Annotated in this window: 19 protein-coding genes and 1 pseudogene; 10 read left to right on the top strand and 10 right to left on the bottom strand. The window is 64.6% G+C overall.

Annotation, left to right across the window (positions count from 1 at the left end; translation table 11 throughout):
- Positions 1-21: 21 nt before the first annotated feature.
- The gene (locus ABTV10_RS27165; protein WP_499035424.1) at positions 22-1857 is read right to left on the bottom strand and encodes a phosphorothioated DNA-binding restriction endonuclease family protein; all 1836 of its coding nucleotides are present in this window, start codon (positions 1855-1857) and stop codon (positions 22-24) included.
- A gap of 380 nt (positions 1858-2237) precedes the next feature.
- Here ABTV10_RS27165 and ABTV10_RS27160 point away from each other — a divergent pair, with 380 nt between their 5' ends.
- Both ABTV10_RS27160 and ABTV10_RS27155 read left to right on the top strand, forming a co-directional pair.
- Positions 2238-2453 carry a hypothetical protein gene (locus ABTV10_RS27160; RefSeq protein ID WP_499035423.1) on the top strand — a complete coding sequence of 72 codons (216 nt, stop codon included), beginning with the start codon at positions 2238-2240 and terminating at the stop codon, positions 2451-2453.
- A gap of 1140 nt (positions 2454-3593) precedes the next feature.
- Positions 3594-4523: a barstar family protein gene (locus ABTV10_RS27155; RefSeq protein ID WP_499035422.1), complete on the top strand. Its 930-nt coding sequence runs from the start codon at positions 3594-3596 to the stop codon at positions 4521-4523.
- A 265-nt stretch (positions 4524-4788) separates the two neighbouring features.
- Here ABTV10_RS27155 and ABTV10_RS27150 read toward each other — a convergent pair whose 3' ends face one another.
- Complete coding sequence (locus ABTV10_RS27150; RefSeq protein ID WP_499035421.1) at positions 4789-5412, bottom strand: TetR/AcrR family transcriptional regulator; 624 nt, start codon at positions 5410-5412, stop codon at positions 4789-4791.
- A gap of 210 nt (positions 5413-5622) precedes the next feature.
- Here ABTV10_RS27150 and ABTV10_RS27145 point away from each other — a divergent pair, with 210 nt between their 5' ends.
- A complete protein-coding gene (locus ABTV10_RS27145) occupies positions 5623-6483 on the top strand; it encodes a haloalkane dehalogenase (RefSeq protein ID WP_499035420.1) in 861 nt (286 codons plus the stop codon).
- Positions 6484-6766: 283 nt separating this feature from the next.
- Here ABTV10_RS27145 and ABTV10_RS27140 read toward each other — a convergent pair whose 3' ends face one another.
- Positions 6767-7093, bottom strand: a complete 327-nt coding sequence (locus ABTV10_RS27140) for an SdpI family protein (protein ID WP_499035930.1) — start codon at positions 7091-7093, stop codon at positions 6767-6769.
- Positions 7094-7371: 278 nt separating this feature from the next.
- Here ABTV10_RS27140 and ABTV10_RS27135 point away from each other — a divergent pair, with 278 nt between their 5' ends.
- Positions 7372-8121: a phosphotransferase family protein gene (locus ABTV10_RS27135; protein WP_499035419.1), complete on the top strand. Its 750-nt coding sequence runs from the start codon at positions 7372-7374 to the stop codon at positions 8119-8121.
- 75 nt (positions 8122-8196) lie between these two features.
- Here ABTV10_RS27135 and rpmE read toward each other — a convergent pair whose 3' ends face one another.
- The 5 genes from rpmE to ABTV10_RS27110 all read right to left on the bottom strand — a co-directional run bounded on the left by rpmE (position 8197) and on the right by ABTV10_RS27110 (position 11928).
- Positions 8197-8400 (bottom strand): 50S ribosomal protein L31, encoded by a 204-nt coding sequence (gene rpmE, locus ABTV10_RS27130; protein ID WP_499035928.1) that lies wholly within the window; start codon positions 8398-8400, stop codon positions 8197-8199.
- A 308-nt stretch (positions 8401-8708) separates the two neighbouring features.
- Positions 8709-9311 (bottom strand): hypothetical protein, encoded by a 603-nt coding sequence (locus ABTV10_RS27125; RefSeq protein WP_499035418.1) that lies wholly within the window; start codon positions 9309-9311, stop codon positions 8709-8711.
- Between the two features lie 205 nt (positions 9312-9516).
- Positions 9517-9816 carry a hypothetical protein gene (locus tag ABTV10_RS27120; protein WP_499035417.1) on the bottom strand — a complete coding sequence of 100 codons (300 nt, stop codon included), beginning with the start codon at positions 9814-9816 and terminating at the stop codon, positions 9517-9519.
- 457 nt (positions 9817-10273) lie between these two features.
- The gene (locus ABTV10_RS27115; RefSeq protein ID WP_499035416.1) at positions 10274-10690 is read right to left on the bottom strand and encodes a hypothetical protein; all 417 of its coding nucleotides are present in this window, start codon (positions 10688-10690) and stop codon (positions 10274-10276) included.
- Positions 10691-11706: 1016 nt separating this feature from the next.
- Positions 11707-11928: a hypothetical protein gene (locus tag ABTV10_RS27110; RefSeq protein WP_499030294.1), complete on the bottom strand. Its 222-nt coding sequence runs from the start codon at positions 11926-11928 to the stop codon at positions 11707-11709.
- Between the two features lie 331 nt (positions 11929-12259).
- Between ABTV10_RS27110 and ABTV10_RS27105 the strand changes: the two are divergent.
- The 4 genes and pseudogenes from ABTV10_RS27105 to ABTV10_RS27090 all read left to right on the top strand — a co-directional run.
- Positions 12260-13108 (top strand): annotated as a pseudogene (locus tag ABTV10_RS27105) (IS3 family transposase); the annotation flags it as partial.
- Positions 13109-13584: 476 nt separating this feature from the next.
- Positions 13585-14808, top strand: a complete 1224-nt coding sequence (locus tag ABTV10_RS27100) for a glycosyltransferase 87 family protein (RefSeq protein ID WP_499035415.1) — start codon at positions 13585-13587, stop codon at positions 14806-14808.
- Positions 14809-14873: 65 nt separating this feature from the next.
- Positions 14874-15062: a hypothetical protein gene (locus tag ABTV10_RS27095; protein WP_499035413.1), complete on the top strand. Its 189-nt coding sequence runs from the start codon at positions 14874-14876 to the stop codon at positions 15060-15062.
- A gap of 196 nt (positions 15063-15258) precedes the next feature.
- Positions 15259-15768 (top strand): hypothetical protein, encoded by a 510-nt coding sequence (locus ABTV10_RS27090; protein WP_499035412.1) that lies wholly within the window; start codon positions 15259-15261, stop codon positions 15766-15768.
- On the opposite strand, the gene ABTV10_RS27085 is transcribed toward ABTV10_RS27090, so the two are convergent.
- A protein-coding gene (locus tag ABTV10_RS27085) for an IS5 family transposase (protein ID WP_499035411.1) occupies positions 15765-16662 on the bottom strand; the annotation gives its coding sequence in 2 pieces (ribosomal slippage) (positions 15765-16310 and positions 16312-16662; 897 coding nt in all). The two genes, ABTV10_RS27090 and ABTV10_RS27085, sit on opposite strands and share 4 nt — an antisense overlap.
- A gap of 168 nt (positions 16663-16830) precedes the next feature.
- On the opposite strand from ABTV10_RS27085, the gene ABTV10_RS27080 reads away from it, so the two are divergent.
- Complete coding sequence (locus ABTV10_RS27080; protein ID WP_499035409.1) at positions 16831-17181, top strand: hypothetical protein; 351 nt, start codon at positions 16831-16833, stop codon at positions 17179-17181.
- 257 nt (positions 17182-17438) lie between these two features.
- Complete coding sequence (locus tag ABTV10_RS27075) at positions 17439-17828, top strand: hypothetical protein (protein ID WP_499035407.1); 390 nt, start codon at positions 17439-17441, stop codon at positions 17826-17828.
- On the opposite strand, the gene ABTV10_RS27070 is transcribed toward ABTV10_RS27075, so the two are convergent.
- Complete coding sequence (locus tag ABTV10_RS27070) at positions 17797-19125, bottom strand: MFS transporter (protein WP_499035405.1); 1329 nt, start codon at positions 19123-19125, stop codon at positions 17797-17799. The genes ABTV10_RS27075 and ABTV10_RS27070 overlap by 32 nt on opposite strands.
- Positions 19126-19287 lie beyond the last annotated feature (162 nt).

Raw genomic sequence — 19287 nt, 5'->3', positions numbered from 1 at the left:
GCGGCGCTCCTACCGGACCCGTCACAATGGATCTTTCCTCTGAAAGACACCCGGTGCGGCCTCCCACACCACAGCGATTCCCCAACTCTGCAGTAGATCAACCAGATCCGCCGCAGGTTCGTCCGGGACGAGCACAGCCTTCGTGGTGTGAGTGATGTGCCGGGCGTAGTCGAGGATCTGCCCGAGCGCGAGCCGGATCGTCGCCCGGCCGCTATCTGACTTCACTTCGATCAGCTCACCCGTCGTGACGTCGAAGAGGTCTGTGTACAGCCGATTCGACTCCCCCGGCAGCACCACCATCTGACGGCACACTCGGTGCCCTTGAGCTTCGAGGAATCGCAAGTATCGGTCCTGCAGCGCCGACTCTCGGCGCTCGGCCACTACCAGACTGGGACGTTCCCGCTCGAATGTCTCTGTGGTGCAGACCTCGGGAGGGATAGAAGTCACGCACGCCGCCGACAAGTCCGCCGCTGATCGGCGGTCCTCCCCCACCGCTTCCACGGAGGCACTCGAGGCCACGTGCCCACGAACTGGTGTCTCATCACCGACGCGCAGGCTCAAGGTCTCCAGTAGGCCGTCCAGGGCGGGGTGCGCGCTTCCGATCTCGGCGATGGCAGCCACTGCCTCTTGCCGGAACTTCTCATCCTCGGATACGAGAGCATGGGCCTCGACGCTCAGGCCAGCCTCCGGATCGAAGCGGCGCACGACATCCCGCGGACGTAGCCCTCGTCGGTGATCGGCGTCGGGCAGGTCGATCTCCCACCACGGCGAATCCGCCAGCGCGATCCACGGCATCGCCGGGTCCGGTGTACTTCTGGTGAGCGCAAAGGGAGCTAGCAGCCCGTTCAGCGACTCTCGTGCGGCCGAGAACGGCGTTAGTCGAGCGGCCGACGTTCTCGAGATCGCCCACAGCAACACCACGTACTGATAGAACGCCGCCTTACCGTCCTGACGGTGCACGGACAGCCGATGGAGGGCGTCGAGCAGTTCCGCCCGCCGAGATCCATCGGTTCTCCGCGACGGGTCTTCATGCCGGGGGAGATCTCCACCTGCGGGGTGAGGCTCACTAGCGGGAGCAATGCCGCCGCCGAAGGAACCAGGGGTGCCGTCGTGCGCAGCATTGTCGCCGCCGGATGAGTTCGCGGAACCAGGGGTGTACGAGCGACCGTTACCAGAAGCGCGCGAGGGGGCCGGACGTCCGCGAGTGCTCTGTCCGACCCATACTCGCCACGCGTCTGGGCACTCGGCGTTCGTGGTGCTGTCCCCGGAAAGAACCGCCGTCAGCCAGCTGCGCCGTACGACCTGTGTGTCCAGAACGGTGAACCGTGCGCGGTAATTCTCGAACTCCTGCCCTGAGAGTCGGTGTCGGACCACGGTCAAGTCGTTCTCCGCACTCGATGTGGGTTCGCCCGGGGCCAGGAGGCCAACGAACCGTACGGCGCGGCCGCGTCCGGCCTTCTCGAACAGCAAGAACAGCGGGACTAAGAGCCGGTCCGTCGCCGCACCGCGGGCCGCGGTGAAGGCATCGCGCAGCAGGATGTTGCCGCCGCGTGTGGTGTTGAGGAGGTTCCGGCCGGGCTTGCGATTGTCGCCGAAATACGTGAACACCCCCGTCTCCATGTCGAGCTCGTCCGGCCATTCCTTCTCCACGCCGCTGGTGTAGAGCACTGACAACCGGACTGTGCCCTTCGTCGGCGACCCCGCGTGCCGGAAGCCGCCCTGGTTTCCCACCGGGAGCAGCTTGGCCAGCGGGTCATCCGCGGCGTTGCCCTTGGCGCCTCCGAGGTAGACGGCGCCGACGTACAAGTCGGCGTAAGCGAGTTCCTCGAATGGGACGGTTCGGGTGTCAGTCGACATGATCCGGAACCGTACTGCGGAGATCGGACACCGCTACGCCCGAGGCGGACACTGACGCCGCCCGCCACCGCGGAGAGCCGGAAGCACCCTGGTCGAGGTGGCCGACGCCCACCCGCACCACCGCACACACGCAGTGGCCGCGCACCCCGACAGCACAACAGGAGAAGGACGCTGACTGGCGCTCCACCGGAAGGCATTCGACCGGCATCACACGACCCGCATCAGCGAGACAGGCCGCAGAAGCTCCGTCCCTGGCGGACTCTGGTACATCCGCCCGCGCAACTGCCCTCTCGATCCGATATCCGCTGGACAGGATGCCACCGACCAGGCTCCGATAGACAGGACAACGCCCGAGCGGGCCGGCGACACGAGGAGGCACGATGCGCGATCCGGAGAGAATCGATCCGATCCTGACCAAGCTGGGTCAGATCTGGCACGCGAACCCGGACCTGCGACTGACCCAGCTCCTCGTCGCGCTGGCGCGGACAGGCGAGACGATGCCGGGCTTCTTCTACACCGAGGACGGCCACATCGATGCCGCCATCGACGCAGCTCTGGCGGTCGGCCTCGGCGGCAGTCGTAGGCCAACAGGCTGACCGGGGACACCATCTACGACACGCCGCGATAGTGACGCCGCGAATCGAGAGCTCCGTGGAACCGCCCCGGTGCTGGAACCGCCGGACTATTCACTGTGGTTCGGGCGACCGCACGAAAGTCTGAGTGGGACAGTGAATCGAAGCTCAGCATTGTCGATGGCGACCTGAACGACGACAACATGATCATGTGTGGCGAGTTCGACGTTGCAGCCCGTGACGTAGCCGCTCGACGTACCCGAAGTGTGCCTGCATCCGCTTCGGGTTTCGTCGTATCCAGGGAGAGCCCTTCGGACGCCGCATCGGGCGGCGGTGTTGCATGCCAGCCAATGACACGTCCGATAGGGGTGGACGTCCCGAGAGATACAGCAGGCCCACGCCTTCCGAGACACCATCGGCCCCATCTCCGGTGATGCGTCGACCTGTTGAGACCAAGTTCGTCTATGAGACGGGCACCGCCGCTCCGCCGCGGCGAAGATCGGGCCCGATCGCGAGTGGGAGCTGAGGCACGACCTCTGCCAAGGCCGCGCACTGGCGTCAGGCGACGAGTGGGTTAGACCCGCGCATCGACTCCGGGACTCGGGGCGCCCCGTACGTCTCGGCGATTGGAGTCGAACGGAAGCAGCGGTCGGCGGCAGATTCTTCGGACGAGCCGTACAGTGGAGGGAACTTCTCATTCCCGGCGATCTCCTCACGCCAGAGATTCGTTCCGGTGATCGAGTACAGGAACAACCCCCGGCGCATTCACGGCACCGGCGATGAGGGCCACCGGAGCCCTCACGCGAAGCTGCGCGCGAGCCGCCGAGAGGCCGCCGAGGGGTGTTCACCAATGCCGGTTCATTCTGGCCTGCATGCGGATTGGATAGGTTGACCAGTCGGTAATCACACTTAAGGAGGGCTCCCGATCACACCAATCTGGATGAGTTCCAGGTTAGTGGCGTGCAGGTTGCCCCTAGGGGCGGTTCCACCGCGCAGTTGGGCGCTGAGCGCATCCTGAAGTTTTGAACAGAAAGGGTGGCGGGCCCGCCGACGTTCCGTCCTCCCGGCTAATCCCGAGTGCTCCGGTCGTCTAGTGCAGATTCTCCTGTTCCGCGTCTCGAAGACGCACCTTGGTCGGACCGACCGCTGATCTACGATTTGCGCATGCCTCGCGGTCCCGTCTTCGACCCGCTTGATCGAGAGCTCTTCGACACGCAACGGCAGCGCTTCGACTGGAGCCTGTTGCAGAACGGATCCGTGTACAGGTACGACACCCGATTCGGGCTCGACTGTGCTTCTGGGCGACTCGATGAACTCGGCTACCTGGTCCATCGGATCGATCTGCAGCACAGCATCACCGTCACCGACGTGCACACGGCGTTGGCCGGTGCACTGTCGTTCCCCTCCTCCTATGGCAAGAACCTCGATGCCTTCAACGACCTGATGTACGACGTCGGCGAGTTTCGATACGGCAGCGACCCGGATTCCACCGGCACGGTCCTCGCCCTTGCCGGCTACGACACACTGGTGAACCTGGACCGTCACACGGCAGATGCGCTGCTGACCATCTTCGCGAAGCATGCGCGCCTGGCGGCGCTCTTCTCGCACCCAATGTTGTGCATCGTCGAATCGACCGCCGAGGACCTCGGTCCCGTCGACGGACGACCGATCCGACTTGGGAGCCTCTGGGACAACCCGCCGAGTTCCTGGCCGATCACCGAGAAAGAGATCGTCGAGTTCCAGTTTGACACCACCAACGCTGACGCTGCCGCTGCAATCGAGGTCATCGGATCCACGCTCGAGGAGCGGGTTGGCAGATGGGCGAGGTGGCAGATCCTCGACCCGGTCCAACTCGATGTTGATGATTCAGCCGAGTATCTCGTAGAGCAACAGCAAAGTTGCGATGTGGTCGTGTCGGTGGGAATACGCGGTGTGGGCGACCTCGGCGAGATCGACGAGGACATCTATCTGGCTCTGCGTCATGCCGACCTGAGAGTGGGTTCTTCAACTGGTGCCGGCTACCCGTTCGGCGCGGAAAAGGAGCACGTCCTCGGTAAATACAGCGAGCTGCGCGATAGCTCCGACGATCAGTAACCTGCCAGCATCCGCCCACGCTCAAGGCCATACGCCGCGCGACAGCATCGCGAATGCCGCCCGCCGCGAAGATCTCGTCGCACCCGCTGAACGCTTCGCGGAGAAGGGTGTTCACCAATTCCGGGCCGCGCTGAGCTGCATGCGGATTGGATAGGTTGACCGTTCGGTGATCACAACCGAGGACGACTCTTGATTACGCAGAATCTGGTTGCGTTCCTCTTTGCAGCGCGCGATCCGCAGCGTCATCCCGCGCTGGCGCGACCCGTCATGTGTCCCCGGTTGGGTTGGACGGGTGGGCGACTCCCCAGAGGTAGGCGTTAAGGATCGATGCTGGGGAGGTCGGCCCGTCGATGATGGCTTGTTGGAACACCAGGGAGTCTGTGAGGGAGATCAGTTCCTCGACCCGTTCGTCGGAACTGGGAAGGCCTGCTCGGGCAAGGAACAACGCGGTCGCTTCTCGGGTCATGGCGTGGACTTCGGACTGTCTCATCAGTTTCCCTCGCAGCAGGGGTGCGTCATCGAGCTCGAGAATGAGTGCGTAGCGGGCTCGCATGTCGTCGCGGCGCTCCGCAAGTGTGTCTACGAGTGCCGCGATCGCGGCCGCGAGCTCAGCGATGCTCAGTCGGTGCTCGGTCTGGGGCGTGGCGTTCAGGGAGTCTGCAAATCGCTCGGCGTCAGCAATCGCGCGTTCCGCGAGTGCGTTGACGATCAGTTCGAGTAGCGCGATCCGGGTTCTTGCATGGTGGGAGGTCGATCCCTGCGGAATCCCGGCTTCCTGGTCAACGGCTCGGTGTGTGAGCGCGCGAAGGCCGTCCCGGGCGATGATGCGGATGCCGCTGCTTGTGATGCGTTCTCGGCGCTCGTAGCGATTGGTTGCTCGCGTAGACACGCTCCGATGCTACAGGTGTAGCGTGAGGGAACCTCGCCGCTACAGATGTAGCGACCGGTTGCGTGGGTTGTCGCGGAAAGAGTGGGACTCGGTGGCCCGGCTCGGCTATCGACCGTGCTCATATGGCGGCCATGCAGGCCGGACTGTCTGCCCGGACGCCAGGCCTGTCGCGAGGTGTGAAGAGATGGTCCGACCAGGGGAGGATGCTCAATGCTGATCGATTTCGTTCCGGACGAGAAGCTGTTCCCGTTCGAATCTCGCTGGTTCGAGTCATCTGCCGGTCGGGTTCACTACATCGACGAGGGGGTCGGTCCGCCGATTCTGTTCTGCCACGGCTCCCCAACATGGAGCTTCGTCTACCGCCACATCGTGAAGGGCTTGCGCGACCGGTACCGGTGCATCGCCGCGGACTACCTGGGGTTCGGACTGTCCGAACGGCCGACGGATTTCGGCTACCGCATCGCCGAGCACACGACGGTCCTGAGTGAGTTGATCGATCATCTGCAGCTGGACGGTTTTGTCGTGATGGGGCAGGACTGGGGTGGGCCCATCGGGCTGGGCGCAGCCATCGTGCGGGCAGATCGCGTCAGAGGGATTGTGCTGGGCAACACGGCGTTCTGGCCGATCGAGCCACTCGCCAACCGGGCATTCAGCGTGATCATGGGCAGCCGTCCGATGCAACGCCGCATACTCGGGGAGAATCTCCTTGTGGAGCGGTTCCTGCTCGGGGAGCTGGGCAGCAAGCTCACCAAGGCGGAGGCCGACCACTACCGCATGGTCCAACCCACAGCAGAAGCGCGACGTGCCCTCGCGGTGACGCCCAGGGAAATTCGTGCGGCACGCCCGCTGTTGGACCACCTCTCCCGAGAGGTTCCTGCTCTACTGGGGCGCAAGCCGACTCTCGCGGTGTGGGGGATGCGGGACGTGGTGTTCCGCCCGAAATCGTGTATCCCACGGATACGTGACGTATTCGCCGATCTCGACGTCGTCGAGCTGCCCCATGCGCGGCACTTCATCCAGGAACATGCCCCTGAAGAGATCGTCTCGGCAATCACGAAGCGGTTCCCATGAGACAGGCTGAGGGAGAAGAGACTGCGAGAGACAGTGGGTGGCGCAGAGAGGACGACTGGACTGGATGGATGGGAACAAGAGAGAGGCCAGAGCCGGGGGTGTTCACCAATGACGTGCAGAGCTGGGGCACAGGTGGACTCGTTTGCCTGACTGGTCGATAGTCACACCGTTCGAGTGCCTGTGATCACGCAGATCTGGATGCGTCACGCGCCTTTCAACAGTCCGGCGTCGCTATCGCGGGTGGCCGTCCCGTGCGCGCAACCAGCGCCCTTCGACCGGCGGTTTAACGACTTAGGGTCTTCGCTGCGGCGTTGCCCTTTAATGCCCCAGCGATCAGGACGGTGAATGCCGCCGCACACACGATCGCTGCAGCGACAGCTGACACCACGGATCCGAAACCGGCCATGACTCCGATTACTACCTGAATGCACAATCCCACGACGGCTGTCCACACCGTCCGGCAGAAGAAAGGCCGCGCAACCTCATGGGCAAACTGCCACGCTTCTGGACTCGACATCGTCGCGTTCGTGCGTATGCCCACAACGAGATTCGGTTCATCTCCAACGAGTCGAGGTAGCAATCCAGCGGCCACTGCGACCAGAAGCGTCATCGCTGACAGCGGGATCGTCAGTCCCAGTAACTCTGATGGGTCCACCAGCTCTGCCCCCCTTATTGGAAAATTTCGGCCAGAACGGACATTACTGGCCAGGTGCCCGACTGCATGCGAACCGATGCACAGTTCGAGCGCCCTTGATTTGAGTGGTGTGCATGTCGTGGTGGGGTGACTGTTGGGTGTGCGTCGGCCCGCCGTGGCGCCCGTCCCGTGCCCGTTCTGGCGGGGACCGCCCGTTGATAATTCCGGCGACGGTGCTGGTTATCCCCGAGATAATGGCCGACGTGGAACAAGTCGAGGTCGTCGTCGCCCATCACGAGCGCGTGACCCTACGCGTAGGCGACATTTTCCTGAAGATCGACGCTGATCAGAGCCACACCGACGTCGAGGTCGAGGCGATGGCCATGGCGCCGATCCCGACTCCACAGATCCTGTGGCGCAAACCACCCGTGCTCGCGCTCGCCGCCCTGCCTGGGACGGCACTCGGCCGCCTCGGCGAACCCTCGACCGCGTCGTCGGCGGCGTGGGCCGCGGCGGGCGCCGCAATACGGGTGCTGCACGACTCGCCATTGCCGCCATGGCCCGGCCACGATCTCGACGAGATCGCATCCCAGCTCGACCGCGAATGTGCGTGGATCGTCACCAACGGCGTCCTCCCCAGCGAGGTGGTCACGCGCAACCGCCGGATCGCCGGGGCTGCGCTGCGACCGTGGACACCGGTATTCACCCACGGCGACCTCCAGGTCGACCACGTATTCGCGGCCGGTGACCAGATCACCGGCGTGATCGACTGGTCCGAGGCAGCCTGCGGCGATGCCCTCTACGACCTCGCGACTCTGACGCTCGGACACCCGGAACACCTCGGCGACGTCGTCGCCGGCTACGGCACCGACGTCGACCTCGAGGTAATCCGTGCGTGGTGGTCGTTACGAAGCCTGCGGGGAGTCCGCTGGCTGGTCGAGCACGGCTTCGACCCGACCACGCCGGGTGGCGAGGTCGATCTGCTGATAAACCAGGCGGTGTAGCACCAACGAGAGGGAACACCCCCACCGAAAGGATGGTGGCGCCGCTCACCGCAGGCGTCACCGACCACTCTTCGGCTAGGTGACCTTCCGCTTCCCGTAGCGGGCTTCGAACCGAGCAACCCTGCCACCGGTATCGAGGATCCGCTGCTTCCCGGTGTAGAACGGGTGGCACTGCGAGCACTGCTCGACATGCATCGTGTCCGCGGCGGTTGTGCTGCGCGTGCTGAAGGTGTTCCCGCAGCTACACGTCACTTCCGTGACGGTGTACTCGGGATGGATCCCACTCCTTCATCTCTTCCCCCTTCGGCAGTGGCATCGGGTCTCGATGCCGTGTCCGGTTAGTGACGCTAACGGACGCGGAAGCCCGCTGTCCGGTCATTTAGAGCTAGGCCGACAGCGGACGACTCCATCCGTCTTCGACCCTCAGCCGTGGCGCGCCGGTCGCCCCGGGGTGACTGCCAGGTGCGCGCCGGCCCGTGACCGGTCCTGCGAAGCGTGCCGCTGGGCGGCCCGCCGTGGCGCCCGTCCCGTTCCCGGTCTGACGGCGGTCTCGGCCGCTCGTCTCCCCATCCCAGAGGCCTACCTGATTAGGGGGTGGAGCTGGGCACATCCAGCTGATGCGTTGTCCGATCGACGACTGGGAGGCGCGCGATTGCATAGTGGGCATCGACCTTCTGCTCGCCGGAACGGTCGAGTGGAATCCACGGGCGGATCGCACGACCGTCGCGGTCGACCAGCCACAGCAGCGGACATGTCGCGCCGGGGGTGCAGCGGTCGGTGAATCCTCGGCCTGATTTGCCACCCCACGCCGCCTCGATCCACCACGCCTGCGGATCCGAGCGTTCGGACAGTGCGGTCAATGGCTCGCCGAGGTCACCCTCGCGCCGCACTTCATCCACTATCGCGGTCTCCCCGGCGGGAGTCTGTCCGTCTGGGCCGAAGTAGGTTCCGCCCCCGAGGGAGTCGCATTTCACGACGGCCACCGGGTCGAAACCGTCGGGGACCGTGCCTGGTTGAGGTGGTGTGAAGCTCTGCGGCAACGGCGGCGGGAAGTGGCCGGCGAACATGCCGGGGTCCAGGCAGGTCACCTGCGGCACCACCTGCGCCGCGTCCGGTCGACCCGGGGGCTGCTCGTGCAGGTAGACCAACCCGGCGGCCGCGAGGCCAGCTACCAGGATGACTGTACCCACATCCCATCGCCGCATCATGCAGACGATATCCACTCCGACGGGTGGTGACACCCGCCTCGCCGCAGGCGACATCGACTCGAGCTCGCGGCACGCCTGTTGTCCTCGGGTGACCGCGGGATGCGCGCCGTGCCGCACATCCCGCGCCCGAGAGTTACGTGTCCGCGAGTTCACGGCGGAATCCGAGACTCACCCCCCGCCTATACGTTCACCCCGCTCGCTCGGTGGTCCCGTCACTTCCGCGCCGCCGAGCAGCACCAGGGTTGATGTTGAGCCGAACACCTTCATGCACCACTGCGTACGGCACATCGTCGTTGTTGTCCGGGTCGCCCGAGTCCGCAGGATCGGGCAGTTCCGCACTCGCCTCGATGACGATCTGTGCCCGCGCCGCACCTGGATCAAACATCTCCTGAAATGGCCCGACGAACGACCCCCCAAGCCCGCGGCGCTTCGCCCGAATAGCCCCCCACCCGAACAGCACCAACGGGCCGATCATGACGATCAGCACTAGTAATTCCCCCATACGCGCGAGCGTACCGATGCGATCCTGGGCTCCGCTCAGGCAAGAAGGAACAGCCGGTTGAGTGCGCGCCGGCCCGCTGAGGCGGTCCGGCGAAGCGTGCCGCTTGGCGGCGCGCCGTGGCGCTCGTCGCGTGTCCGTTCTGACGGCGGTCTCGGCGACCGATCCCTGAAAACAAACTGAACACACGACAGTGGGCCAGCAAAGTTCGAAACATGCTGGCCCACTGTCGGTCTCGGTCGATCAATGGGTTACTGGTGGGCCGACCAGCGGCTCCCACACAAGCCAGGCCTGGTACAGCACCTCGTAGAGCCACTGCGGTATGAGGATGCCGTTGAGTGGCACCAGGGAGTTGTCGTTCATCAGTCGCCTCCAATCAGGGGCAGTGTCCGCCGAGGTCACACGGGATGCAGACGCGGAAGGTGTTGCGTTGTCCTCCCGTCGACTACGGGACGTAGACGGTTGCGATGCCCGGTGTGACGAACGAGCTGCCGGTGTGTACGACGACGACAACAACCTGCCCGGTCCCGGTCGGCAGGACCGCTGCCGGGTATCCGTCCACTCCGGCCGACATCGGGGTGGAGCCGGAGGCTCCGCTAGACAGGTTCAGCCAGCGCACTTCGGACAGTTGTAGGCACCCTGATCTGCCTTCCCGTCTGCGTTCCTCCGGACCGGCGATCGTCACCGTCCCGGGCTGTTCGCCGACCTCGGCCACGCAGCGGACCGCGGGAAAATCGAAGCTGCCGTACGGGTCGATCTGGAACGGAACGGTGACCGCGGCGGAGGCGGCGGCCGCCGGCGCCAGAACCGAACCGGCCACGATGGCCGCGCCGGCGACCGACCGGCGCAGGAAATCGATCATGGCGACCTCCAAGAACAGCACTGTCGATCAGCTCACGGCGGCGGTGGGTAGCCGGGAAAAACGCCTAGCTTCCAGAGCTGGTAGGAGATGTCGAAGAGCCACCCTCTGGTCTGGTCATTCAGGAACGGCACGTACCGCAAGTCAAGCATCGTCATCACCTACAAAGTCAGTGCGGTGGGATGCCCCACAGCCAGAGCTGGTACACGATGTCGTAGTACCACTTCGGCACGAAATAGACGCCAAGCGGCGTGGGAGTGTTGTCGATCATGGTGACCTCCAAGGAGGCCAGTAACCCCCGGATTTGCTGGCCCGCTGTCGTCTGGTGTCAGTCGACCGGCACGCCGAGTAACGAAAGAACGTAGGCGAGCGGTGCGAGGTTTCCCCAAAAAGCCCAAGCTGTTGCTCCCATTCGACTCACCTCCTCCTATGGGCAGTATCCGCCGAGAACGGGATCCATGGGGTGGTGGCGATCCAGTCCCGTACGCCAGCGGAAGGTCCTTCAGGTACACCACTGGCCAGTCATCTGCACCGGCCCCCGAGGGAGCACGGCAGCACGCTGATGAGCCACAGTCGCGTGTCCTCTGGGAGAAATGGGATGAACCAGATCCAGGAATCCATCAGAGCACCCCGATCGAGACGAGCCAGGTGATAGCGGCCACGTACAGCGGGCTGAGCGGCCCCCAGAACATGGAATAGTCGAGCATCGTCATCGCCTCCTACAGGCAGTATCCGCCGAGAACGGGAAGTCCATGGGGGGATCGCCTCCTAGAACGACTCCCTCTGGCTACCTGTGACGCGCTGAAGGCCGCGTGAACGCAACGCAGACGGCCGACATGTTGGCCATAGAGGGCGGTACCGGCGGATTTCTTGAGGATTCGTCTGCCACACCCAATGCGACCATCCGTTTGCTGGGCAACCCGCGCCTTGCCTCTGGTGGCCGCCGCGGCAATAACCTCCCGCCCTGTCGATGCGCCGACAGGCGCTTCCCGTTCCATCAGTTTGAAACGGCGTGCCCCTCAGCGCGGTTCAGGGCTCCAGGTGTTGGCCTGTCGGGTGGTTGACGGCCAGGTGTCGTGCACGTACCAGACAACCCAATAGACCGGGAAGAACAGGACGGCACCGGAAGCGGCGAGTAGACCGGCATCGCGTCGACGCTGGCCGATCGCGGTCAGTACGCCGAGCGTCAGATACCCACCCACCGTGAGCAGCAGGAAGAGCGACACCAACAACCACAGCACGCCCCACAACGTACTCGATCGTCGTTCGGCTACGCGCGGCAACGACTGCGACTGTTCGGCACCGATGTCCGCGTCCGGCTTCCGGCACGGTTCACGCGTGACCGGCATGGAGTACCCGCGCCGTGCCCGAGCGCATCCCCCGGATTCACCCGACACTCGACGAATGGCGAGCTACCGAGATCGCACAGACCCCGACGGGGTGTTCGTTTCCGATGTCGCTCGCCGACTTCGTCACGGAACTCTTTGGGATACGGTTTCGGCACAGGGATCATCCTTCCAGCAGTGCCTCCTGGCACCACAGATCAGATGTCGCCTACCCGTGCAGCAGTCCCTCCCCGTCGCGGTGACGTGCCGGGTCCTCAGAATCGCGCGTCAGCCCTACTATCGCTGGCTCGCCGAGCCGGTGACCGCTGCCGACCTCGATGAGGCGTATCGGGCCAACGCCTTGTTCGACGCCCACCGCGACGACCCCGAATTCGGGTACCGGTTCCTCGTCGACGAGGCCGCCGACGCCGGCCAGAAGATGGCGCCGCGCACCGGGTGGCGGATCTGTTCGGAGAACAAGTGGTGGAGCTCGTTCGGCAAGAAACGCGGCACCAAGAACGTCCGTTCCGGACCGCCGGTCCACGACGACCTCGTCGCCCGGAACTTCACCGCCGATGAGCGGAATCGGTTGTGGCTCACAGACATCACCGAGCATCACACCGGTGAGGGCAAGCTCTACCTGTGTGCGATCAAGGACGTGCACTCGAACCGCATCGTGGGCTACTCGATCGACTCGAGGATGAAGGCTCGTCTTGCTGTCGATGCCCTCGATTCGGCCGCCGCTCGTCGGGCTGCGGCGGGTGATCTGTTGGCCGGCTGTGTTGTGCACAGCGACCGCGGATCGCAGTTCCGTTCACGGAAATTCGTCCACGCTCTCGGCCGGCACTCGATGGTCGGATCGATGGGCCGGGTCGGCGCCTGCGGCGACAACGCGGCAATGGAATCGTTCTTTGCCCTGCTGCAGAAGAACGTCCTCGACCGCCGTCCGTGGGCGACCCGCGCCGAGCTCCGGATCGCGATCGTCACCTGGATCGAACGGACCTACCACCGCCGCCGACGCCAGGCCAGGCTCGGCAAGTTGACCCCCGTCGAATACGAGACCATCATGACCACGCCAGCCGCTGAGGCTGCGTGACCGAATCTGTCACCGAATCGTGCAGCAGTCCCCCTTCTCGTAGATGCCCCTCAGATACCGGAAGTTGCTGGCAGCCTGAGCCTTCCGTTCGGAAGCTGAGCAGCAAGCAGAGCGCTGCCCCTGCGAGCGCGCTGGCACACGATGCGAGACAACCCCCGAGTAGCGCTTACTTCAACCTCTGACGGCTACCGAAACTGTAGGCAGCGGCACTCCTCCCACACATGTGCGTAGGGTCTACGCGGATAGCGTCCCGAGCCCGTACCGCACCGGCTTGTCGCTGGACCCGGTCAATTTTTATACCGTCCGGAAGGTTACTTTGGTTTGGCATCGTCTTGCAGAGGGGCTGAGGCGGGGTCCGGGAGGGACTTTTCATCATGCGTGACACCACGAAAGATCCACGGGCATCGGATTCCGATGTCACCGAGAAACAGGGCAGACGATTCCCCGCGGGATGGCGGACAATTGTTGTCATCGCAGTGATCACGGCGGCGGCGACGGTGCTGGTGTTCACCACGGTCGACCCGTGGACGCCCCTGGTCGGGTTGTTCAGGGGCGGTGCTGATCTGGATGTCTACCGGGACGGGGCTCGGCATGTGATGGCTGGGCTGCCGCTGTACACCGAACCGGTGATTCACGGTCTGCTGTACACCTATACGCCGTTCTCGACGCTGATGTTCATTCCGTTCGGGCTGCTGCCGGGTGGGATCGACAAGTACCTGTGGATGGGCGTCAATGTCGTTCTGCTCGCCGTCATCGTCGCGCTCTGCTTGCGGATGCTGGGCTACTGCCTCACTGGCCGCGTCCTTGCCGTGTCGGCGCTGCTGGCCTGTAGTTTCGTGTTTCTCGAACCGGTCCGCACGACGCTGTTCTACGGGCAGATCAACCTGGTGGTGATGGCTCTGGTGCTGTGGGATGCCTCCCGGGACGAGCGCAGCAGGCTCAAGGGCATCGGGGTCGGGATCGCGGCGGGAATCAAGCTGACGCCGACCTACTTCGTGCTCTACTACCTCGCTTTGCGGCAGTGGCGCGCCGCCGCGGTCGCGACCGTCACCATCGCCGCGACGATAGGTGTCAGCTGGGCTGTGCTGCCGAGAGATTCGTGGCAGTACTGGACAGAGACGTTCTTCGATTCCACCCGAATCGCCGATGAGGGGCACGCGGCGAACCAGTCACTGCGCGGGGCGCTCACCCGGATCATCGGCGAACCGACTCCTGGGTGGCTGTGGCTGCTGCTCGCGGCAATCATCATCGCCGTGAGTTTGTGGGTGGTGGCGCGACTGCACCGCGGTGGAGAGACTCTGCTTGCGGTCACCATCGCAGGCTTCACCGCCTCGGTCGTCTCCCCGTTCTCGTGGAGCCACCACTGGGTGTGGTTCGTGCCGCTGGCCGTCTACCTCGCACACCGGGCATTGACGAACGCGTGGTGGTGGCTGGGAGTGCTCGCGCTCTTCGGCGTCGCTGGATCATGGGCCTACCAGTTCCCGGGCCGGTTGGTCGTCGGGCTGTACCTGTTCCCGCCCACATGGATCCCGTGGGACGTACTCGTGAACCTCTACGTCCTGGCCTACGCAGCAATTCTGGCCGGCGCGGCTGCCATCGCACGCCGACTGCCACGGGATCGTGCGCCGCGAAGGCATACTCCGGCGGGAGACACGTCGCTGCTGGCCACGGAGTTTTCGCGAGCTGAACCAATGCCGTAACGCAGACCCGATTCAGCGCGACACTTTCGGTGTCCGCGCATTCCACTGGAAGGGAAAGAGATTCGATGGGTTCTCTCGGTATGGTCTTCGACGGGGTCGCGGTGAACGACCTCCTTCTCACAGGCAGCGCGGTGATCGCATTGATCCCCTTCGGCCTGGCATTCGACGCGATCGGTGGTCTGCTCGGATTTCCTCATGACGTCGTCAACGGTGCCTGGAGATCGATCCTCCAAGGACTTAGCGACCTCTCCTGAGCGAGCCGCTGTACCAACACCTGCCACCCCGCTCAGCGATACCGCCAGAACGGTGCGGACGGGTCAGTAACGGAGTCGGACGACTCGACGAGACATCAGAGAGAACGGCGGGGAGGGGCGTTCGACGTCTCCTGCGGTCACGCAACGCCACAACAAACAGGGGGAGATCGTCATGAATGTACGCAGATTAAGGCACTTGGTCACTGCGGCAGCGATTACCGCAGCAGCGGTGCTGGGTGGGGCCGTTCCCGCAGCAGCTATCCCGAACGCAGATCCGTTGGCGCCGGTCGCCGCGGCAGCGTCCAGCCTGGCCTCCGGCGACAGTGTCGCCCCGCAAGGAATCACCACTCAGACACTGATCGCTGCCCGCAACGCGGGATTCCCGATCTACGAGGCCATTCGAGAGGTGCCCGTCTACGCAACGAAGATGGGCGCGACATACGCGACCGAGTACCGGCGCGTCTACGAGATCGACGCCCTGAACTCGCCGACAACGAAGTTTGTCGGGGTCGGCGCCGCCGCGCCAGACCGCTTCGCCGTCGTCCATCAGGGCCTCGAACCGATCGTGGTCAACGTGCGCCCGCCGGCAACCGTGCAGCCCTTCCAAATACTTACCTACGATGCGACGCCGCAAACGTGGTGGAACAGCCCACTCGTCCGACTCCCTGACGGCGGCCCCAGCGTCGGTATCGCACTCGTCCGCTAGAGCGTGTCTGACAAATGTCGTGTCCAGGCGATGACGGCGTTCAGGACGATCGCGGCCCGGTAGACGATGGCGAGTTTGTCGAAGCGAGTGGCCAGACCCCGCCACTGTTTCAGGTGGCAGAACCGGCGTTCGACTACATTGCGGCCGCGGTAGTCGATCGGATCGAACGCCGGGGGCCGTCCACCGCGTGCGCCCCGTCGGCGGCGGTGCCCGGCCTGATCGGAGGGTTCGGCGATCACCGCGCCGATTCCGCGGCGCCGCAACAATTCCCGGTGGGATCGGGACGAGTAGGCCTTGTCGCCGCGGACCCGGTCCGGCCGGGTGCGTGGCCGTCCACCGCCGGGACGCGGAACCCTCAGATGGTCGAGCAGATGCGGAAAGGCCGGTGAGTCGCCCGACTGACCGGGCGCGACGAGGACGACCAGTGGTAGACCGTGGCCGTCGACGAGGTGATGGATCTTCGTCGACAGGCCGCCCCGGGAGCGGCCGATGGCATGGTCAGGCGGCTCGATCCGCGGATTCGTGTAATTCGACCGTGCCCCCTGTGTAGCGGGCAGTGTTCGTAGCGTGCTGATGAGCACGGACAATGGTCGAGTTCCCCGACACCGCCCAGTCGATCGCTCCGACAGTGTCCGCGGCGGTGAGCAGTCGCTCGAGGACCCGACCCCAGGTGCCGTCACCGGCCAGGCGCCGATGCCAGGTCCAGATCGTCTGCCACGGACCGAACACCTCGGGCACATCCCGCCAGGCGATCCCGCACCGGTAGCGGTAGACGATGCCTTCGATCATCGAACGGGCATCGGAGAACGGCCGTCCCCGCCGCCCCGTACGGGCAGGAAGCAGATCCGCAATCGCGTCCCACTGCGCGTCCGAAAGCACCTGGAATCGAGTCACCCGGACATCATCGGCTACCCACTGGTCTCGCACCGAGAGTCGATTGCCGTTGACATCCCGATTGGTGGCCGCGCGCCGGGCTAGGCTGCGGGCGTGTCGAGAGCAGTGTGGTGGGTCTCCGTGGGGGCTGCGTTGGCCTTCACCGTGTGGGTCGGGACCTCATGGACGATGGCTGAGGTGTCGTTGGCGTGCTCGAAGACCGGCGAGAGCGGATCCTCCTTTCGGTGCGATGACCGCATCATCCACGTGCTCGGAGTCTGGCCGCTGATCGGCCTGGGACTGCTGCTCTCGACACCACCTGTGGTGGCCGCGCTAGCAATGCGAAAGTGGGTCTCCTGGTTGGCCGTCGCCGCACTCGTTGGTTTGTCCATCGCCGGGCTGGTGAACTGGACCTCGTTTTGGGGATCGCTTCTCTTCGCTGTCCCGCTTGCGGCCCTTGGATTGGTCGCCACCGTAATGCAGAAGGCCATCCCGCGCCTGGGAACACCACAGAGCGGTTCTGCGGCAGCGGCGGCGTAGACGCAGCGCCGAATCCGGCCCCCTGGGCGAGCCTTTTGTCAGACATGCCCTAGCTGCGCCGACCCCGATTACGTTACGGCTGGTCGGATTTCCCTTTGCGTAGAGTAGGCAGGAAAGACTCGCCCGCATGTCGTCATCGCGACGACTACGGAGAGAACTGAAACGGCCGCCGCGGCGGCCAGTACGGCGTCGCGGAAGCCCACGATCTCCGTGTGCGAAGAGCAGCCACCGCGAGCCAGGGGTGAAGAGCTCCGCGCATGCTCGGTTCCATCGGCACCCTGCAGGATCTCTCGCCTATCGCGGCTGCTGCGCGCCCGTTCGTCGGGACCAGCGGAGACCCCTACAGCGCAGTCCTCAATATCTCCGTCGCCTCCGCATGCGGCGTCCCAGTCGTCAAGCACGGCAACCGCGCCGCACGCTCGACGTCCGGCCTCACCGACGCCCTCGGCGCCCTCCGGCTCCGAACGGACCTCTCCCCCGACCGGGGTGGTCGACGTCTTTCACACGGTCGGTCTCACTACGCGGCGCCAGTACCTTCCACCCAGGATGTGCACACGCCCATGACGTGGGACCGCACGCATCAGCGCCGCAGAGCACATATCCGTTTGATCGGCATCACTCCGCATCCTCGACGCGCTCAGGAGTGACGGTGCGACGCCCACTTCCACAAGACACGATACCGAGTGCGAATAGCCAGGTGGAAAGCGCGGCGATGGACCAGAATCCCCAGGTAGATCCGTGTTGTTCGACCACGGATCCGGCGAGGGCTGCACCGATAGCATTTCCTCCGACGAGGGCGCTAGCTAGCACAGTCATGTAGAACGATTCACGTCCGATCGGCATGTGCACCGCGGCGAGTTCGTACACCGCGACGATGACCGGACCGATACCGATGCCGAGCAGGGTGAGAGTGGCGGCGAGCAGCAGTGGAGAGTCGACGAACGTCGCCGCAGTGGCAGCTGCGACGGCGATGGCCGCCGATGCGAGCCATCGTTGGTGCAGGTTCAGCGGTAGCCGGATCAGGCCGACGGCGATAGAAGCGGCACCAGAACCGATCCCGAATCCCGCGTAGATCAGACCCGCGTTCGAGATCGCCCCGTGTTCTCCAGCGAAGGCGACGACGGAGTTGACCTGAGCGCCGAACAGGGTGCCGATGCTGATCATCGTGACCACAAGGGTCACCCGGTCGGCTCGCACCAGTGTGCGCACCGGCGTGACCGCAGCGGTGTCCCCCGTCTTCCGTGGCACCGCCCGAGCGGTGCGGTGCTGGCCGAACAAGAAGCCGAACACCAGCACGATCGCCACGCATGCCACCAGTGGCGCTCCCGCCGATCCTCTGGCAATCAGGCCGACGATGACCGGACCGAACACGAAGGTCAATTCGTCAGCGAGGGTCTCATAGCCGAACGCCGCGCCCGTGACACGCTTGCGATCGGCCCTCGGAACATGGGCGTCGATGATCGCCGACCATCGAATACGCGAGAAGGGCCCCGCAGGAACGATGGTGAAACCAGCAAACGCACTGAACATCAGCAGTAGAGGCAAACCCCCTGTCGCAGTGAAGAACACCGCCGAGATCGACGCAGAGTTCGCGATGATCAACACGTAGCAGACCCAACGCTGGCCGAACCGGTCGGCGCACACCCCAGCCAACGGACCTCCGACCGCAGCGCCGAGTGCGTAGCAGCCGGCAGCTAGACCGCCCTGGGTGTATGAATCTCGTACTAATGCCACGTAGGTGCTGATGCCCAGCGTGAGCATGGCAAACGGCATCCTCGCCAGAACACCGATCGGGAAGAACCACAGCCCGGAATGGCGTGCGAGCAACGCGAACGGTCTATCGGATGCGGTGAGATGTTGTTGATCTAGAGCAGACACACCAATGCCTTGTCGGGGTACGCCGAAGCGGTGTGTCGACGTCCCACCAACACCGTCGACACCCAAACCCAATGACTAGGACGACGGAGCGTCCCGACATAACTGCGTGCAGCAGCAAACATAGAACCTGCCGACACGCCCAGTCAAACCAACGCCTCCGCCGACCCTCGCCGATGCAGACCACGTGCACGTTCCGAAACGAAGTGGCCCAGTGCGCAACTGGTGACT

Source organism: Paraburkholderia sp. RHO2, from assembly GCF_050955445.1.
Lineage (GTDB): Bacteria > Actinomycetota > Actinomycetes > Mycobacteriales > Mycobacteriaceae > Prescottella > Prescottella agglutinans_A.
The sequence above is the reverse complement of the archived record's forward strand: the minus strand, read 5'-3'. Positions and strand labels throughout refer to the sequence as shown.